The sequence below is a fragment of the Pseudoroseicyclus aestuarii genome (assembly GCF_003217255.1).
Classification (GTDB): Bacteria; Pseudomonadota; Alphaproteobacteria; order Rhodobacterales; family Rhodobacteraceae; genus Pseudoroseicyclus; species Pseudoroseicyclus aestuarii.
Genome location: NZ_QJTE01000001.1, coordinates 365,483 through 380,271 on the forward strand (window position 1 = coordinate 365,483; position 14,789 = coordinate 380,271).

Here is a 14,789-nt window from a genome sequence, read left to right on the forward strand (position 1 = left end):
GGGTCGCAACAGGGAGTCAAGAAGACATGAAGCTTCGCAACACCATCCTCGCCTCCACGGCGCTCGTCGGCCTCGCCGGCGCGGCCGCCGCGCAGGAAGAGATCTACATCATCAACTGCGGCACCGATGCCGAGCCGCAGGTCCCCGTCCAGCAGGAGGCGATCGAGGCCTGGGAGGCCGAGAACCCCGACTACACCGTGAACCTCGAGTTCGTGGCCTGGGGCCAGTGCCAGGAAAAGGCCACCACGCTCGCCTCTGCCGGCAACCCGCCCGCCATCGCGCTGATGGGCAGCCGCGTGCTGATGCAGCTGGCCGATGCCGGGCTGATCCGCCCCTTCGACATGACCGAGGAAGAGCTCTCCTCCTACGAGGACTCGGTTCTGCAGACGGTGCAGTTCGACGGCCAGGTCTGGGGCCTGCCGCGCGCCTTCTCGACCAAGGCGCTGTACTACAACAAGGCGCTCTTCGAAGAGGCCGGCCTCGATCCCGAGAGCCCGCCCGAAACCTTCGAGGAACTGGTCTCCGCCTCGCAGGCGATCACCGAGAACACCGATGCCCGCGGCTTCGGCATGGTCGCCGCCTCCTTCGACGCGACGATGCATGACTGGCTGAACTTCGTCTATTCCAACGGCGGCACCATCCTCGGCCCCGACGGAGAGGTGACCTTCGACACCCCCGAGGTGATCGAGGCGCTGCAGCTTTACGCCGATCTCGTGCCCTACAGCGAAGACGGCCCGATCGCCTATGACCGCGGCAAGCTCGAGCCGCTGTTCCGCGAGGGGCAGGTCGCGATGTACATCTCGGGCGGCTGGGGCCGCCAGCGGACCGGCGACGTGGACTATGGCCTCGCGCTGATCCCGCACGGCCCCTCGGGCGAGAACGGCACCCTGCTGATCACCGACAGCCTCGTGGTCTTCGAAGGCTCGGGCGTGGAAGAGGCGGCGACCGACCTCGCGCTTGCGCTGACGTCGACGGAGGCCCAGTCCGCCTTCGACATCGCCGGCGCCTGGACGCCGATCCGTCAGACGCAGGACACCGACGCGCTGATCGAGGAAGATCCCACCTGGGAGCCCTTCATCACCTCGATCCCCACGGGCGGACCCGAGCCCTTGATGCTCGACTACGTCGCCATGCAGGACGCCATCATCGAGGCGATCCAGGGCGTCATCCTGGGCGAGGTGACGGCCGAGGAAGCCGCCGCCGAGGCGCAGGAGCAGCTTGAAGAACTCGCCGAAGAATAACGGCGCCGGGGCCGGGGGGGCAGGTGTCCCCCGGCCCGCACTCTAGGACCCGAGGCAGGAGAGAAGACGACACAATGGGACAGCTCAGGCTTTCGGGCGTGACGAAGAGCTTCGGCACGGCGCAGGTGATCCAGCCCACCGATCTCGAGATCGAGGACGGCGAATTCGTCGTTTTCGTCGGCCCCTCGGGCTGCGGGAAATCGACCATGTTGCGGATGATCGCCGGCCTCGAGGAGATCACCTCGGGCACGGTCGAGATCGACGGCAAGGTCGTGAACGACCTCGCCCCGGTCAAGCGCGGCATCTCGATGGTCTTCCAGAGCTACGCGCTCTACCCGCATATGTCGGTTTACGAGAACATCGCCTTCCCGCTGCGCGTCGCCAAGACGCCGCAGGCCAAGGTCGATGAGCTGGTGGGCCGCGCCGCCAAGGTTCTCAAGCTCGAGAACCGGCTGCAGCACCGACCCGGCGCGCTTTCGGGCGGGCAGCGCCAGCGCGTCGCCATCGGCCGCGCCATCGTGCGCGAACCTTCGGTCTTCCTTTTTGACGAGCCGCTGTCGAACCTCGATGCCGCCCTGCGCGCCGAGATGCGGGTGGAGCTGAGCCGGCTGCACAGCCAGCTCGGCAACTCGATGATCTACGTCACCCACGACCAGGTCGAGGCGATGACCATGGCCGACAAGATCGTCGTGCTGCGCGACGGGTTGATCGAGCAGGTCGGCAGCCCGCTGGAGCTGTACCATCGCCCCGCCAACCGCTTTGTCGCCGGCTTCATCGGCACGCCGAACATGAACTTCCTGCCCGGCACGGTCGATAGCGTCGGCCCGACCGGCGTCACGGTCGCCCTCAAGCGCGGCGGCATGGTGACGGTCGAGGCCGATGGCCGCACCGTCCAGCCCGGCGAGGCGGTCGAGCTGGGCATCCGCCCCGACGCGCTGACCGTCGGCACCGCAGACGGCGCGCTGAGCCTGATGCCCGAGGTGGTCGAGAGGCTCGGCAGCTCCACGGTGGTCTACTGCCAGGACGAGGACGGCACTGCCGTCTGCCTCGTCGCCGACGGCGCGCTGAATGTCCGGCCCGGCCAGAAGGTCACCGCCGGCATCCCCGCCGCCGAGGCGCATCTGTTCCGTGCCGACGGCTCGGCCCTGCCGCGCACCGGCGCGCTGCCCGACCTGCCCGAGCTGGCCTGAGGCATGCGCGTCCTGATCGCGCCCGATGGCGCGGCGGCCGCCGAGGCGACTGCCGCGCGCATTGCCGCCCGCCTCGAGGCCGCGCCCGCCTCCGTCCTCGGCCTCGCCACGGGCGGCACGATGGAGCCGGTCTATGCCGCGCTGATCGACCGTCACCGGCAGGGCCTCAGCTTCGCGCAGGCCACCAGCTTCAACCTCGACGAATACGTCGGGCTGGCGGGCGACCACCCGCAAAGCTACCGCCGCTACATGCGCGAGCATCTCTTCGGCGAGATCGACATCGACCCCGCGCGCTGCTTCATCCCGCGCGGCGACATCGACCCCGAGAAGGCGGCCGAGGGCTACGAGGCAGAGCTGTCCCGCCTTGGGCCGATCGACCTGCAGCTGCTGGGGCTGGGGCGCAACGGGCATATCGGCTTCAACGAGCCGACCAGCTCGCTCGCCTCGCGCACCCGCTGCGTGCGCCTCTCGGCCAGCACGCTCGAGGCCAACAGGCGCTTCTTCGACGGCGGCGAGACGCCGCCCACGACGGCCGTGACCATGGGCGTCGCCACCATCATTGAGGCGCGCGAGATCCTGCTCCTCGCCGTCGGCGCGGAGAAGGCGCAGGCGGTGCAGGCCATGGTCGAGGGGCCGGTGACGGCGATCTGCCCGGCCTCCGCCTTGCAGTTCCACGAGCGGGCGACCATCGTGCTCGACGCCGCCGCGGCGGCGCGGCTGGAATACCGCGAACGTTATGAACCCGCAGGCGGCACGGCCCCCTGACGGGCAGGAGAATGCCGATGACCCCCGAGCTGCCCTATCCCTCGCAACGCCAGCCGGTGATGGGCCGGGCCATGGTCGCCACCTCGCAGCCCCTGGCGGCGCAGGCGGGGCTGTCGATGCTGGCGCGCGGCGGCAGTGCCGCCGATGCCGCCGTGGCCGCCGCCATGGTGCTGACGGTGGTCGAGCCGACGGGCAACGGCATCGGCTCGGATGCCTTCGCGCTGGTGCACGACGGGCAGGCGCTGCACGGGCTGAACGCCTCGGGCCGCGCGCCCGCCACCTGGACGCCCGAGCGCTTCGCCGGGCAGGAGGCGATGCCGACCCGCGGCTGGGATGCGGTGACGGTGCCGGGCGCCGTCTCGGGATGGATCGCGCTCTGGCGCCGCTTCGGCACCCTGCCGCTCGACGAGATCGCCGCCCCCGCAATCCGCTACGCCGAAGAGGGGCATCCCCTCGCGCCGCTGATCGCTAGGCAATGGCGCTCCGGCGCCGAGATCCTGCAGGATCAGCCCGGCTTCGCCGCGTGCTTCATGCCCGGCGGCCGCACCCCCGAGGCGGGGGAGTGGGTGCGCCTGCCGGATCATGGCGCCACCCTGCGCCGCATCGCCGATACGGAGGGCGCGGCCTTCTACGAGGGCGATCTGGCCGAGGCCATGGTCGCCCATGCGCAGGCCAATGGCGGCGCGATGACGCGCGACGATCTCGCCGCGCATCGCGCCGATTGGGTCGCGCCCGTCTCCCAGCGCTTCGGCGATCATGTCATCCACGAGATCCCGCCCTCGGGGCAGGGGATCACCGCGCTCATGGCGCTGGGCATGCTTGAGGGGCTGGACCTGCCCGACCACCCCGACGATCCGGCGCAGATGCACCTCGCGATCGAGGCGGTGAAGCTGGCCATGGCCGATGCCCGCGCCCATGTCGCCGATATCGCCGCGATGCGCTGGGCGCCCGAGGCGCTGCTCGATCCCGCCTACCTCGCCTCGCGCGCCGCGCTGATCGACTCCGCCCGGGCCGGCGATCCGCAGGCCGGCGCCCCGACAGAAGGGGGGACGGTCTATCTCTCCGTCGCGGATGAGAACGGCATGATGGTCAGCTTCATCCAGTCGAACTACATGGGCTTCGGCTCGGGCGTCGTGGTCCCCGGCACCGGCATCTCGATGCAGAACCGCGGCGCCGGCTTCACGCTCGAACCCGGCCACCCGAACGAAGTCGGCCCCGGCAAGCGCCCCTTCCACACCATCATCCCGGCCTTCGCCACCGATGCCGAGACCGGGGCGCCGCGCATGGCCTTCGGCGTGATGGGCGGCTTGATGCAGGCGCAGGGGCACGTGCAGATGGCGCTTCGGGTGCTGCGCGCGGGGCAGAACCCGCAGGCCGCCGCCGATGCGCCGCGCTGGCGCTGCATGGGCGGCAAGAAGGTCGCGGTCGAGGCCGGCTTCGACCCCGCCCTGGCCGAGGCGCTGCGCGCCCTTGGCCACGAGATCACGGTCGAGACGCTCGACGCGATGTTCGGCTTCGGCGGCGCCCAGCTGATCCTGAAGGGCGCGCAGGGCTATATCGGCGGCTCCGACCCGCGCAAGGACGGCCAGGCCGTCGCCTTCTGACCTTCATGTTTCTGGAAATACTCCGGGGGGCCGCGGGGGGCTGGCCCCCCGCTCCCGCAACCGGACGTGGCGCCTAGCGCGCGGCGATCTCGACCGGCTCCAGCACGTCCGGTGTCTTCACATCGACCCCCGGCAGCCCCGCCACCAGCGCATCGGCCGATTGCTCCAGCGCGCCGAAGGTCTTCCAATGCGATGGGAAGACAGTCTCGAAGGCGAAGTATTTCTTCGCCGCCCAGGCCGCGGCTTTCATGTCCATGGTGAAGAAGCCGCCCGCCGAGAGGATGCCGATGTCGGGGCGGTAGTATTCCCCCATCCAGCCCATGTCGGCCATGATGTCGGTATCGCCCGAGAAGTAGATCACATGCCCCTCGCCGGCGATCATGAAGCCCGACTCGGTGCCGGTATAGACCGGCCCACCGTCGGTGGAGACGGACGAAGAGTGGCTGGCCGTCACCATGGTGACCTTGGCCCCGTCCAGATCGACGGTGCCGCCCTTGTTGAAGCCCACGGTCTCGATGCCGTGCTTGGCGCTCCACCATCCGCCGAGTTCGGCGATGCAGAGGACCGGGATGCCCAGCTCCTTGGCCAGATCCGGCGCATCGGCGGTGTGATCGCCGTGGCCATGGGTGATCAGAATGTGGGTCGCCCCCTCCAGCGCCTCGGCGCGCCGGTCCTCGGGGAAGGTCGAATTGCCGCTGAACCAGGGGTCAATCAGCAGGGTCTTGCCGCCGATCTCGATCCGCCAGGAGCCATGTCCGAGCCAGGTGATGCGCATGGGGTGCCTCGCTTGTGATGTTGCGCCCGGAGGGTAGGGCGCCTCAGCGCGGCGACCAGAGCGGGGCCGCGGCCCGCCCCGCGCGCCAGCCGCGCCTTGCAGACAGGGGGGAGGGGCGCTAATCCGCAGGCTGATCGAAGGAGGCAGCCCATGTCGATAGATGAAGGCACGGCGCGCCGTGTCGCCCGCCTGGCCCGGATCCGCGTCGAGGAGACGGACCTGCCCGCGCTCGCGCAGGAATTCAACGCCATCCTCGGCTTCATCGAGCAGCTCGGCGAAGTCGACGTCGAGGGCGTGGAGCCCATGGTCTCCGTCACCCCGATGCGGCTGAAGCGCCGCGACGACGTGGTGACCGACGGCGGCCAGCCGCAGGCCGTTCTCTCCAATGCCCCCGATGCCCGCGAGGGCTTCTTTGCCGTGCCGAAGGTGGTGGAATGACCCTTCCCGATCTCAGCAGCCTGACCATCGCCACGGCCCGCGAGGGGCTGCGCGCCAAGGACTTCACCGCCCAGGAGCTGACCGAGGGCTTCCTCGCGCTGCAGGAGGGGGCCGGCGCCCTCAACGCCGTCGTCCATGCCACGCCCGAGATCGCCCGCGCCCAGGCCGAGGCCGCCGACGCGCGCCTGGCCGAGGGCGCGGCGCCCGACCTTTGCGGCATCCCGCTGGGCATCAAGGATCTGTTCTGCACCAAGGGCGTGCCGAGCCAGGCCGCCAGCCGCATCCTCGAAGGCTTCAAGCCCGAGTACGAATCGACCGTGACGAGCCAGCTCTTCGCCGATGGCGCGGTGATGCTGGGCAAGCTGAACATGGACGAATTCGCCATGGGCTCCTCCAACGAGACGAGCACCTATGGCCCGGTGGTGAACCCCTGGCGCAAGAACCGCGACCTGACGGCGGGCGGCAGTTCCGGCGGCTCGGCGGCGGCGGTGGCGGCGGGGCTCTGCCTCGGCGCGACTGGCACCGATACCGGCGGCTCGATCCGGCAGCCGGCTTCCTTCACCGGGATCACCGGGATCAAGCCGACCTACGGGCGCATCTCGCGCTGGGGCATCATTGCCTTCGCCAGCAGCCTCGATCAGGCCGGGCCGATGACCCGCGACGTGCGCGATGCCGCGATCATGCTGCGCGCCATGTGCGGCGCCGATCCCAAGGATTCGACCAGCGCCGACCTGCCGGTGCCGGATTTCGAGGCCGCGCTGACCGGCGATATCCGCGGCAAGGTCATCGGCATCCCGCGCGAGTACCGCATGGACGGCATGCCCGAAGAGATCGAGGCCCTCTGGGCGGAGGGGCGGCGCATGCTGCAGGAGGCGGGCGCCGAGGTCCGCGACATCTCCCTGCCGCATACGAAATACGCGCTGCCGGCCTATTACGTCATCGCCCCGGCCGAGGCCTCCTCGAACCTCGCGCGCTATGACGGCGTGCGCTTCGGGCGCCGCGCGGCGCTGGGGCAGGGCGAGGACATCACCGCGATGTACGAGAAGACCCGCGCCGAGGGCTTCGGCGCCGAGGTGCAGCGCCGCGTGATGGTCGGCACCTACGTGCTCTCCGCCGGTTTCTACGACGCCTACTACAACAAGGCGCGCAAGGTGCGCACGCTGATCAAGCGCGACTTCGAGCAGGTCTTCGCGGATGGCGTGGATGCGATCCTGACGCCGACCGCGCCCTCGGCCGCCTTCGGGCTGGGCGACATGGCGGATGCCGATCCGGTGCAGATGTATCTCAACGACGTCTTCACGGTGACGGTGAACCTCGCCGGGCTGCCGGGCATCTCGGTGCCCGCGGGCCTCGACCGGCAGGGCCTGCCGCTGGGCCTGCAGCTGATCGGCAAGCCCTGGGAAGAGGCGGAGCTGCTGGATACCGCCTATTCACTGGAACGTGCTGCGGGCTTCGTGGCGCGGCCGGACAAGTGGTGGTAGCGGCCTGAAGGGCCTCATGGAGACACTGGAACGATGGTGAGCGGTCTGAAATCCGGGGCGGTCCTGTCCGCCCTCGCGGCGCTGAGCCTCTCGGCCTGCGCGCCCGCGGTGCCCGACAGCGCCGTCGCGGCGCGCAACGCGCAGCTGGCCGGGGCCAGCGCCACCTCCTTCGGCGGCAGCACCCTGCCGCCGCCGGGGCAGGCGCCCGCCACCAGCTTCAGCCCCGCCGCGCCGACGGCCGTGACGCCGCTGTCCGATACCGCTGCGGCGCCCGCAGTGCCGGGCGGCATCTCGACCTCCGAGCTCGCCGCGGCGGGCATCGGCGGCGGCGCGGCACCTGCCGCCGCCCCGCCTGAGCCCGCGACCTACAATGCCGCTGCGCCCGGCGGCGATGCCGACCGCCGCGGCGGCGTGCAGGCGAGCCCCGGCAATGCCGCGCCCGACCTCGTTGGCGTGGTGCCCGGCGCGCTGTCGGACGAGCAGAACTTCGACGCCGTGGCGGGCCGCGAATCCATCGAATCGGATGCCGAGCGGCGCGCCCGTCAGGCCGCCGAGTACCAGGTCGTCACCCCCACGGCGCTGCCGCAGCGCGACGGCGGCTCGGGCCCGAACCTCGTTCAATACGCGTTGAACGCGCCCAATGCGCGCGGGCAGGAGTATTACTCGCGCTTCATGCTGGGCAATGTGCCGGGCCGCTACGAGCGCAACTGCGCGCGTTACGGCAATGCCGACGATGCGCAGCGCGTCTTCATGGCGCGCGGCGGGCCGGACCGCGATCCTCTGAACATCGATCCCGATGGCGACGGCTTCGCCTGCGGCTGGGATCCGGCCCCCTTCCGTGCCGCCCTCGGCGACTGAGCCCCTCTCGCCGAACCATGGCCCGCGCCGCGATGGCGCGGTGCCGGACATGGTGGTGCTGCATTACACCGCGATGACGCATGAGGCCGGGCTTGCGCGTCTCTGCGATCCGGAGTTCGAGGTTTCCGCCCATTGGCTGATCGCGCCGGATGGCACGGCCTTGGCCCTCGTCCCCGAGGAGCGGCGTGCCTGGCACGCCGGGGCCGGGGCCTGGGGCGATGCGCGCGACGTCAATTCCCGCTCCATCGGGATCGAGCTGTCGCACCGCGGCACCCATCCCTTTCCCGCCGCGCAGATGGCGGGGCTGGAGCGGCTTTTGTCCGGCATCACGGCGCGCTGGGCGATCCCGCCAGAGCGGGTCATCGCCCATTCCGACATGGCCCCGGGGCGCAAGAGCGACCCCGGCCCGCGCTTCGACTGGCGGCGCCTCGCGTTGGCGGGGCTGTCGGTCTGGCCCGACCCCCGCGCCGCGCAGGGCGACTTCGACGCGCTGGCTAGGGCCTTTGGCTATGTGCCGCCCGAGGACGGCGGCGCGGAGGTGGTTCTGCGCGCCTTTCGCAGCCGCTTCCGCCCCTGGGCGCTGGAGGCGGGGGCTTCGGGGCCAGAGGACGTGGCCGCGATCGCCGATCTCGCCGCGCGCTATCCGGTTGACCGGACCCGGGGGCGGGGCTAGGGGGCCACTGCGCGGATGGCCGGATGGCCGCGGGGCCCCTCGGGGCCTCGAGGAAAGTCCGGACTCCACAAGGCACGGTGCCGGGTAACGCCCGGCCGGGGCAACCCGAGGGAAAGCGCCACAGAGATGAGACCGCCCCGCATGCGGGGTAAGGCTGAAACGGTGGGGTAAGAGCCCACCGCGGGACGGGCAACCGGACCGGCACGGCAAGCCCCACCGGGAGCAATGCCGAATAGGGACTTCGCGCCGGGCCTTCGGGTCGCGGCAGGGATGCCTGATCCCGAGAAGTCCGGGTTGGCAGCTAGAGGCGCGCCGGTAACGGCGGGCCAAGAGGAATGGCCATCGAAGGGGGCGACCCCTGAACAAAATCCGGCTTACAGGCTGTCCGCGCATGTCTCCCCTCCGCCGGGGGCGCGCGGCGCGGGGCATCGAGCCCCCCGCCGCGCGGCGGCTGGCGCCGCGGCGCCCGCTGCCTGCCCCGAGGGCGGTTGACAGTGGCCGAGGATGCCTTAGAAGGCGGGTTTCAGGATTTTCCCCGTGCGGGCACCCAGCCCCGCGGCGACAGGAGAGACGCCATGGCGAAGCCGACAACCATCAAGATCCGCCTGAACTCCACCGCGGGGACCGGGCACTTCTACGTGACCAAGAAGAACGCGCGCACGATGACCGAGAAGATGGTCGTTCGTAAGTACGACCCCGTCAAGCGCGAGCACGTCGAGTACAAGGAAGGCAAGATCAAGTGATCCTGCCGGCCCTGCCGCGATAGCGCGGGGCACACCGGCCACAGGCCGGATCATAGTTCTAGAAGGCCCGCTGCCCATGACAGGGCGGCGGGCCTTCTTGCGTCTGGCCGCAGTGCCTGAAGCGTCAGATGCCGAGGCGGTCGCGCAGCGAGAACCAGGTCATCGCCAGCGTCAGCAGCGGCGCGCGGGCGTGGCGGCCGCCGGGGAAGGGCGGCGTGGGCAGCTGCGCCAGGACGTCGAAGCGGCCGGCCTGCCCGGCGACGGCCTCGGCCATGGCGCGGCCCGCCAGCCCTGAAAGCGCGACCCCGTGACCCGAGAAGCCGCCAGCGGCGAGGATGTTGGGCGCGGGGCGCAGCAGCATCGGCAGGCGCGTCATGGTGACGCCCAGCGTGCCGCCCCAGGCCTGATCGACCCTCACGCCTGTCATCTGCGGAAAGAGATGCCCGAGCCGCTTTTCCAGCGCCGGACGGATGTCCTGCGGAAAGCCTAGGGCGTAGTTCTCGCGCCCGCCGAAGAGGAAGCGGCGGTCGTGGGTGAAGCGGTAGTAGTTCACCACGAAGCGGCTGTCGGCGACGGCGATGTCGCGGGCGAGGATATCGGTCCAGCGCTCTGGCAAGGGCTCGGTCGCGGCGATGAAGCTGTTGATCGGCATGACGCGGGCGTTCACCTCGCGCTCGATGTCGGGCAGGTAGCCGTTGCCGGCGAGGATGACATGATCCGCCGTCACGCAGCCCTGCGGCGTGTGCAGTCGGGCGGGGCTGCCCTTCGCGATCCGCGTGACCTCGGTCGTCTCGAAGATCGTGGCGCCCGCGGCTTCGGCGGCGCGGGCAAGGGCGCGGGCATAGGCCAGGGGCTGGACGTGGCCGGCGCCCCAGTCGAGCGTGCCGCCCTTGTAGTGCGGCGATTTCACGAGGTCGCGGAAGGCGGGGCCGTCCAGCGCCTCGATCTCTTCATAGCCGTAGGCGGCGCGCAGATGCTCGGCCTCGCGCGCGTCCTCGGCGGCCTCGCCGTCGGTATAGGTGCCATGGGCGACGCCGGGGGTGTAGCGCGCCTCGGGCGCCTCGGCCGCGCAGAAGGCGCGCAGCTGGGCCTTCGCCTCTTCGGCGAGATCCCAGAGCGCGCGGGCCGGGCCGTCGCCCAGCCGCGCCTCGAGCCAGCGCTGGGGCTTGTTGTAGCCAGAGCTGACCTGCCCGCCGTTGCGCCCCGAGGCGCCCCAGCCGGCGCGATGCGCCTCGAGCACGACGACGCGCAGCCCGGCCCGCGCCGCCGTCAGTGCCGCCCAGAGGCCGGTATAGCCCGCGCCCACCACCGCGACATCGCAGCGGATGTCGCCTGCGAGGGGGGCGCGATCAGCCTCTGCCGGCAGGCTGGCGGCATACCAGCTGGGGGCATGCATGCCGGGCCGGTCGTTGCGGTAGAGCGGGTTCATACGTTCAGCAGCAGGTGCTGGCGTTCCCAGGGGCTGATCACCTGCAGGAACTCGTCATGCTCGGCCCGTTTGACGATGGAATAGACGCGGGCGAAATCCGGGCCCAGCACCTCGTGGATCGCCTTGGCCGCATCGAACTGCTCGAGCGCGGCGCCGAGGCCCTGCGGGATCGCGTCGTCGGCCTCGTAGGCGTCGCCGCGGTAGCGCTTGTCGGGCCAGATTTCATTTTTCATGCCGAGGTAGCCGCAGGCGAGCGAGGCGGCGATGCAGAGGTAGGGGTTGCAGTCCATGCCGGCGAGGCGGTTCTCGACCCGCCGCGCCTGCGGCGCCGAGATCGGCACGCGGATGCCGGTGGTGCGGTTGTCGCGCCCCCATTCGAGGTTGATCGGCGCGGCATGGTCGCGGACGTAGCGGCGGTAGGAGTTCACGTAAGGCGCGATCATCGCGATCACCGAGGGCAGGTGTTCCTGCAGACCGCCGATGAAGTTGAAGAAGGCATCGGTCTCACCGCCCTGCGGGCCGGTGAAGATGTTGCGCCCGTTTGCATCGACGATCGAATGATGGACATGCATGGCGCTGCCCGGCTCTCCCTCGATCGGCTTGGCCATGAAGGTGGCGAAGCAGTCGTGCTTGAGCGCGGCCTCGCGGATCAGCCGCTTGAAATAGAAGACCTCGTCGGCGAGCTTGAGCGGATCGCCGTGGCGCAGGTTGATCTCGAGCTGGCCGGCGCCGCCTTCCTGGGTGATGCCGTCGATCTCGAAGCCCTGGATCTGGGCGTATTCGTAGATGTCGTCGATGACGGGGCCGTATTCATCGACCGCCGTCATCGAATAGGCCTGCCGCGCGGCGGCGGGGCGCCCCGTGCGCCCCATCATCGGCTCGATCGCCTTGGCCGGATCGACGTTACGCCCGACGAGGTAGAATTCCATCTCGGGGGCGACGACCGGCTCCCAGCCCTCGGCGCGATACAGCTCCACCACCCGGCGCAGCACGTTGCGGGGGGCGCATTCGATGGGGCGGCCGCGCTGGTCGTAGGCGTCGTGGATCACCTGCAGCGTGCCGTCGCTGGCCCAGGGGGCGGCGGTGGCGGTCGCCATGTCGGGTTTGAGGACCATGTCGGGCTCGATGAAGCCCTCGGGGCCCGCGGCCTCGCCCCAGTCGCCGGTGATGGTCTGGAAGAAGATCGAGTTGGGCAGGTGGAAGAACTGCTGCCGCTCCCACTTGGCGGCGGGAACGGCCTTGCCGCGGGCGATGCCGGGCAGGTCGGCGATGACGCATTCGACCTCGTCGAGGCGCGAGGCCTCGAGATAGGCGCGGGCGGCGTCGGGGATCAGGTCGTGCCAGTTGCTCATGCGCGGAGACCTTTCAGGATCTGCGCCATGTGGTCGGCGATGCGGGCGCTGTCGGTAGGCCGCTCCAGCGCGGCCTCGGCGGCGGAGAGGCGGTCTTCGGGGACGGCGCCGCCGCGATGCTCGATCAGGCCGCGGATGAAGCGGGCGTCGAACTCGGGGTGCGGCTGTATCGACCAGATGCGGTCCGAATAGAGGAGGGCCGCGTTCTCGCAGAAGGCCGAGGCGGCGACGGCGCGGGCGCCCGGCGGCGCCACGGTCACCTGGTCCTGGTGCCAGGCGTTGAGCGCGACCGCCTCGCCGCCGAAATCGTAGAGCTGGCGCCCGACGGCCCAGCCGCCGGCGAATTTCTCGACACGGCCGCCGAGGGCCTGGGCGATGATCTGGTGGCCGAAGCAGATGCCGACCATCGGCACCTCGGCCTCGCGCACGGCGCGGATGAAGGCCTCCAGCGGGGGGATCCAGGGGTGATCCTCGTAGGCGCCGTGGCGCGAGCCGGTGATCAGCCAGCCGTCGCAGTCCTGCGGCGAGGCTGGCATCTCCTGCGCCTCGACGTCGTAGCGCCGGAAGGTGAAGTCGTGGCCCGAGAGAAGACCCTCGAAAAGGTCCGCGTAATCGCCGAGATCCGGGCGCAGCGCATCGGGCGCATGGCCTGTCTCGAGTATGCCGATCTGCATGAAGCACCGTGGTTGGGGAACGGGCCGAGCCTAACCCGCGGGCCGGGCACGGGGCAAGCGGGCGTGGGGCAAGCGGGCGTGGGGCAAGCGGGCGCAGCGGTCGGGGCGGGGGCGCAGCAGGCCGGGCGGGGGCGCGGGCGGCGCGCGCCGGGGGTTTCACACCCCCGGACCCCCGTGGAGTATTTCCGGAAACATGAAGGGGGCGCGGCGTCAGACCGTGTCGAGGTAGAGGGCGATCTGCTGCTCTGGCGTGAGCTCGCCCATGTAGTGCAGCTCCTGCCGCTTGGTCATCACCAGGTTGTCGACCAGAAGCTGCGGGAAGATGCGGCGGGCGAGGGCGGAATTCTCGAAGGCGTCGATCGCCTCGGCCCAGGTGGCGGGGATCTGCGCCATTTCCTGCTCGTAGGCATTGCCGGAGATCGGGGGCGGCGGGACGAGGCCGTCCTCGATCCCGACGAGGGCGGCGCCGAGAACGGCGGAGAGCAGCAGGTAGGGGTTCACGTCGCCGCCCGCGACGCGGTGCTCGATACGGCGGGCCTTGGGGCTGCCGCCGGGCACGCGCACGCTGGCGGTGCGGTTGTCGAAGGCCCAGCAGATGCCCGTCGGCGCATGGCTGTCCGGCACCAGCCGGTCGTAGCTGTTGGCATGGGGCGCGAAGATCAGTGCGCAGTCCGGGATCGCCTGCAGGCAGCCGGCGATGGCGTGGCGCAGGGCCGGCGTGCCATGCGGCGTGCCATCGGCGAAGATGTTGCGGCCGTGATCGTCCAGCACCGAGAAATGCATGTGCATGCCGCTGCCGGCCCAATCCTCGTAGGGTTTGGCCATGAAGCTGGCGGCCATGCCGTGTTTTCGCGCGAGGCCGCGCACCAGCATCTTGAAGAGCCAGGCGTCGTCCGCGGCCTTCAGCGCGTCGGGGACATGGACGAGGTTCACCTCGAACTGGCCGAGGCCCACCTCGGAGATCGCCGCCTCGGCCGGGATATCCATCGCCTCGCAGGCGTCGTAGAGATCGTTGAAGAAGACGTCGAAGGCATCGAGCGCCCTCAGGCTGAGGATATCGGCGCCCATGCGCCGCTTGCCGGAGCGGGGGCTTTTCGGCTGGCGAATCTCCTTGCCGCTGTCATCGACGAGGTAGAATTCCATCTCGGTCGCCACCACGGGTGTCCAGCCGCGCGCGGCGTAGCGCTTCTGCACGGCGGCGAGGGCATGGCGCGGGTCGCCGGCGAAGGGCTCCCCGGCTTCGGTGTACATCCACAGCGGCAGCAGCGCGGTCGGGGTCGAGAGCCAGGGCGTGGGCACGTAGCCGCGCTCGGTCGGCCAGAGCACGCCGTCGGGATCGCCGATCTCGAAGACGAGGGGGCTGTCCTCGACGTCCTCGCCCCAGATGTCGAGGTTCAGCACCGAGAGCGGGAAGCGGGTGCCCTCCTCCTCGATCTTGCGGGCGAAGCGGGTGGGCACGCGCTTGCCGCGGGCCTGTCCGTTCAGATCGGCGGCGCCGCAGCGGATGGTGCGCACCTCGGGGTGGTCGGTCAGGAAGCTCATGCAGGCGGGATCCGGGATGTCATC

General features: G+C 70.5%; 14 protein-coding genes and 1 other RNA gene. 10 read left to right on the forward strand and 5 right to left on the reverse strand.

Annotation, left to right across the window (positions count from 1 at the left end):
- The first annotated feature begins 26 nt into the window (after window positions 1-26).
- The 4 genes from DFP88_RS01720 to DFP88_RS01735 all read left to right on the forward strand — a co-directional run bounded on the left by DFP88_RS01720 (window position 27) and on the right by DFP88_RS01735 (window position 4,800).
- On the forward strand, window positions 27-1,241 hold the full coding sequence (locus DFP88_RS01720) for an ABC transporter substrate-binding protein (RefSeq protein WP_110812714.1): 1,215 nt from the start codon (window positions 27-29) through the stop codon (window positions 1,239-1,241).
- A 74-nt stretch (window positions 1,242-1,315) separates the two neighbouring features.
- On the forward strand, window positions 1,316-2,431 hold the full coding sequence (locus DFP88_RS01725; RefSeq protein ID WP_110812715.1) for an ABC transporter ATP-binding protein: 1,116 nt from the start codon (window positions 1,316-1,318) through the stop codon (window positions 2,429-2,431).
- A gap of 3 nt (window positions 2,432-2,434) precedes the next feature.
- Window positions 2,435-3,196: a glucosamine-6-phosphate deaminase gene (nagB, locus tag DFP88_RS01730; RefSeq protein ID WP_110812716.1), complete on the forward strand. Its 762-nt coding sequence runs from the start codon at window positions 2,435-2,437 to the stop codon at window positions 3,194-3,196.
- Window positions 3,197-3,213: 17 nt separating this feature from the next.
- Window positions 3,214-4,800: a gamma-glutamyltransferase family protein gene (locus DFP88_RS01735; protein ID WP_110812717.1), complete on the forward strand. Its 1,587-nt coding sequence runs from the start codon at window positions 3,214-3,216 to the stop codon at window positions 4,798-4,800.
- Between the two features lie 73 nt (window positions 4,801-4,873).
- On the opposite strand, the gene DFP88_RS01740 is transcribed toward DFP88_RS01735, so the two are convergent.
- Entirely contained in the window at window positions 4,874-5,575 is a 702-nt protein-coding gene (locus tag DFP88_RS01740) for a metal-dependent hydrolase (RefSeq protein ID WP_110812718.1), read from the reverse strand.
- A 150-nt stretch (window positions 5,576-5,725) separates the two neighbouring features.
- Between DFP88_RS01740 and gatC the strand changes: the two genes are divergently transcribed.
- The 6 genes from gatC (at window position 5,726) to rpmG (ending at window position 9,768) form a co-directional block, all read left to right on the forward strand.
- The gene (gene gatC / locus DFP88_RS01745) at window positions 5,726-6,013 is read left to right on the forward strand and encodes an Asp-tRNA(Asn)/Glu-tRNA(Gln) amidotransferase subunit GatC (RefSeq protein ID WP_110812719.1); all 288 of its coding nucleotides are present in this window, start codon (window positions 5,726-5,728) and stop codon (window positions 6,011-6,013) included.
- Window positions 6,010-7,494, forward strand: coding sequence for an Asp-tRNA(Asn)/Glu-tRNA(Gln) amidotransferase subunit GatA (gene gatA / locus DFP88_RS01750; RefSeq protein WP_110812720.1), 1,485 nt, complete (start codon window positions 6,010-6,012; stop codon window positions 7,492-7,494). Before gatC ends, gatA begins: the two co-directional genes overlap by 4 nt.
- A 33-nt stretch (window positions 7,495-7,527) precedes the next feature.
- Window positions 7,528-8,352, forward strand: coding sequence for a RodZ family helix-turn-helix domain-containing protein (locus tag DFP88_RS01755; RefSeq protein WP_110812721.1), 825 nt, complete (start codon window positions 7,528-7,530; stop codon window positions 8,350-8,352).
- A 49-nt stretch (window positions 8,353-8,401) separates the two neighbouring features.
- Window positions 8,402-9,025: an N-acetylmuramoyl-L-alanine amidase gene (locus tag DFP88_RS01760; RefSeq protein ID WP_110813280.1), complete on the forward strand. Its 624-nt coding sequence runs from the start codon at window positions 8,402-8,404 to the stop codon at window positions 9,023-9,025.
- Between the two features lie 11 nt (window positions 9,026-9,036).
- An RNA gene (gene rnpB / locus DFP88_RS01765) (RNase P RNA component class A) lies at window positions 9,037-9,418 on the forward strand.
- Between the two features lie 182 nt (window positions 9,419-9,600).
- Entirely contained in the window at window positions 9,601-9,768 is a 168-nt protein-coding gene (gene rpmG, locus DFP88_RS01770; RefSeq protein ID WP_017928995.1) for a 50S ribosomal protein L33, read from the forward strand.
- A 124-nt stretch (window positions 9,769-9,892) separates the two neighbouring features.
- On the opposite strand, the gene DFP88_RS01775 is transcribed toward rpmG, so the two are convergent.
- From DFP88_RS01775 to DFP88_RS01790, 4 genes are all read right to left on the reverse strand, one after another.
- A complete protein-coding gene (locus DFP88_RS01775; protein ID WP_110812722.1) occupies window positions 9,893-11,197 on the reverse strand; it encodes an NAD(P)/FAD-dependent oxidoreductase in 1,305 nt (434 codons plus the stop codon).
- Entirely contained in the window at window positions 11,194-12,549 is a 1,356-nt protein-coding gene (locus tag DFP88_RS01780; RefSeq protein ID WP_110812723.1) for a glutamine synthetase family protein, read from the reverse strand. Before DFP88_RS01780 ends, DFP88_RS01775 begins: the two co-directional genes overlap by 4 nt.
- The gene (locus DFP88_RS01785; RefSeq protein WP_110812724.1) at window positions 12,546-13,223 is read right to left on the reverse strand and encodes a type 1 glutamine amidotransferase; all 678 of its coding nucleotides are present in this window, start codon (window positions 13,221-13,223) and stop codon (window positions 12,546-12,548) included. The genes DFP88_RS01780 and DFP88_RS01785 overlap by 4 nt, the downstream gene beginning before the upstream one ends.
- A gap of 210 nt (window positions 13,224-13,433) precedes the next feature.
- Entirely contained in the window at window positions 13,434-14,765 is a 1,332-nt protein-coding gene (locus tag DFP88_RS01790) for a glutamine synthetase family protein (RefSeq protein ID WP_110812725.1), read from the reverse strand.
- Window positions 14,766-14,789 lie beyond the last annotated feature (24 nt).

Bases quoted from the DNA above. Each gene is read 5' to 3' on its own strand.
- DFP88_RS01725 (WP_110812715.1), top strand. From the start codon at position 1,316: ATGGGACAGCTCAGGCTTTCGGGCGTGACGAAGAGCTTCGGCACGGCG.
- rpmG (WP_017928995.1), top strand. From the start codon at position 9,601: ATGGCGAAGCCGACAACCATCAAGATCCGCCTGAACTCCACCGCGGGG.
- DFP88_RS01780 (WP_110812723.1), bottom strand. From the start codon at position 12,549: ATGAGCAACTGGCACGACCTGATCCCCGACGCCGCCCGCGCCTATCTC.
- nagB (WP_110812716.1), top strand. From the start codon at position 2,435: ATGCGCGTCCTGATCGCGCCCGATGGCGCGGCGGCCGCCGAGGCGACT.
- DFP88_RS01735 (WP_110812717.1), top strand. From the start codon at position 3,214: ATGACCCCCGAGCTGCCCTATCCCTCGCAACGCCAGCCGGTGATGGGC.
- DFP88_RS01775 (WP_110812722.1), bottom strand. From the start codon at position 11,197: ATGAACCCGCTCTACCGCAACGACCGGCCCGGCATGCATGCCCCCAGC.
- DFP88_RS01785 (WP_110812724.1), bottom strand. From the start codon at position 13,223: ATGCAGATCGGCATACTCGAGACAGGCCATGCGCCCGATGCGCTGCGC.
- DFP88_RS01760 (WP_110813280.1), top strand. From the start codon at position 8,402: ATGGTGGTGCTGCATTACACCGCGATGACGCATGAGGCCGGGCTTGCG.
- DFP88_RS01755 (WP_110812721.1), top strand. From the start codon at position 7,528: ATGGTGAGCGGTCTGAAATCCGGGGCGGTCCTGTCCGCCCTCGCGGCG.
- DFP88_RS01790 (WP_110812725.1), bottom strand. From the start codon at position 14,765: ATGAGCTTCCTGACCGACCACCCCGAGGTGCGCACCATCCGCTGCGGC.
- gatA (WP_110812720.1), top strand. From the start codon at position 6,010: ATGACCCTTCCCGATCTCAGCAGCCTGACCATCGCCACGGCCCGCGAG.
- DFP88_RS01740 (WP_110812718.1), bottom strand. From the start codon at position 5,575: ATGCGCATCACCTGGCTCGGACATGGCTCCTGGCGGATCGAGATCGGC.
- DFP88_RS01720 (WP_110812714.1), top strand. From the start codon at position 27: ATGAAGCTTCGCAACACCATCCTCGCCTCCACGGCGCTCGTCGGCCTC.
- gatC (WP_110812719.1), top strand. From the start codon at position 5,726: ATGTCGATAGATGAAGGCACGGCGCGCCGTGTCGCCCGCCTGGCCCGG.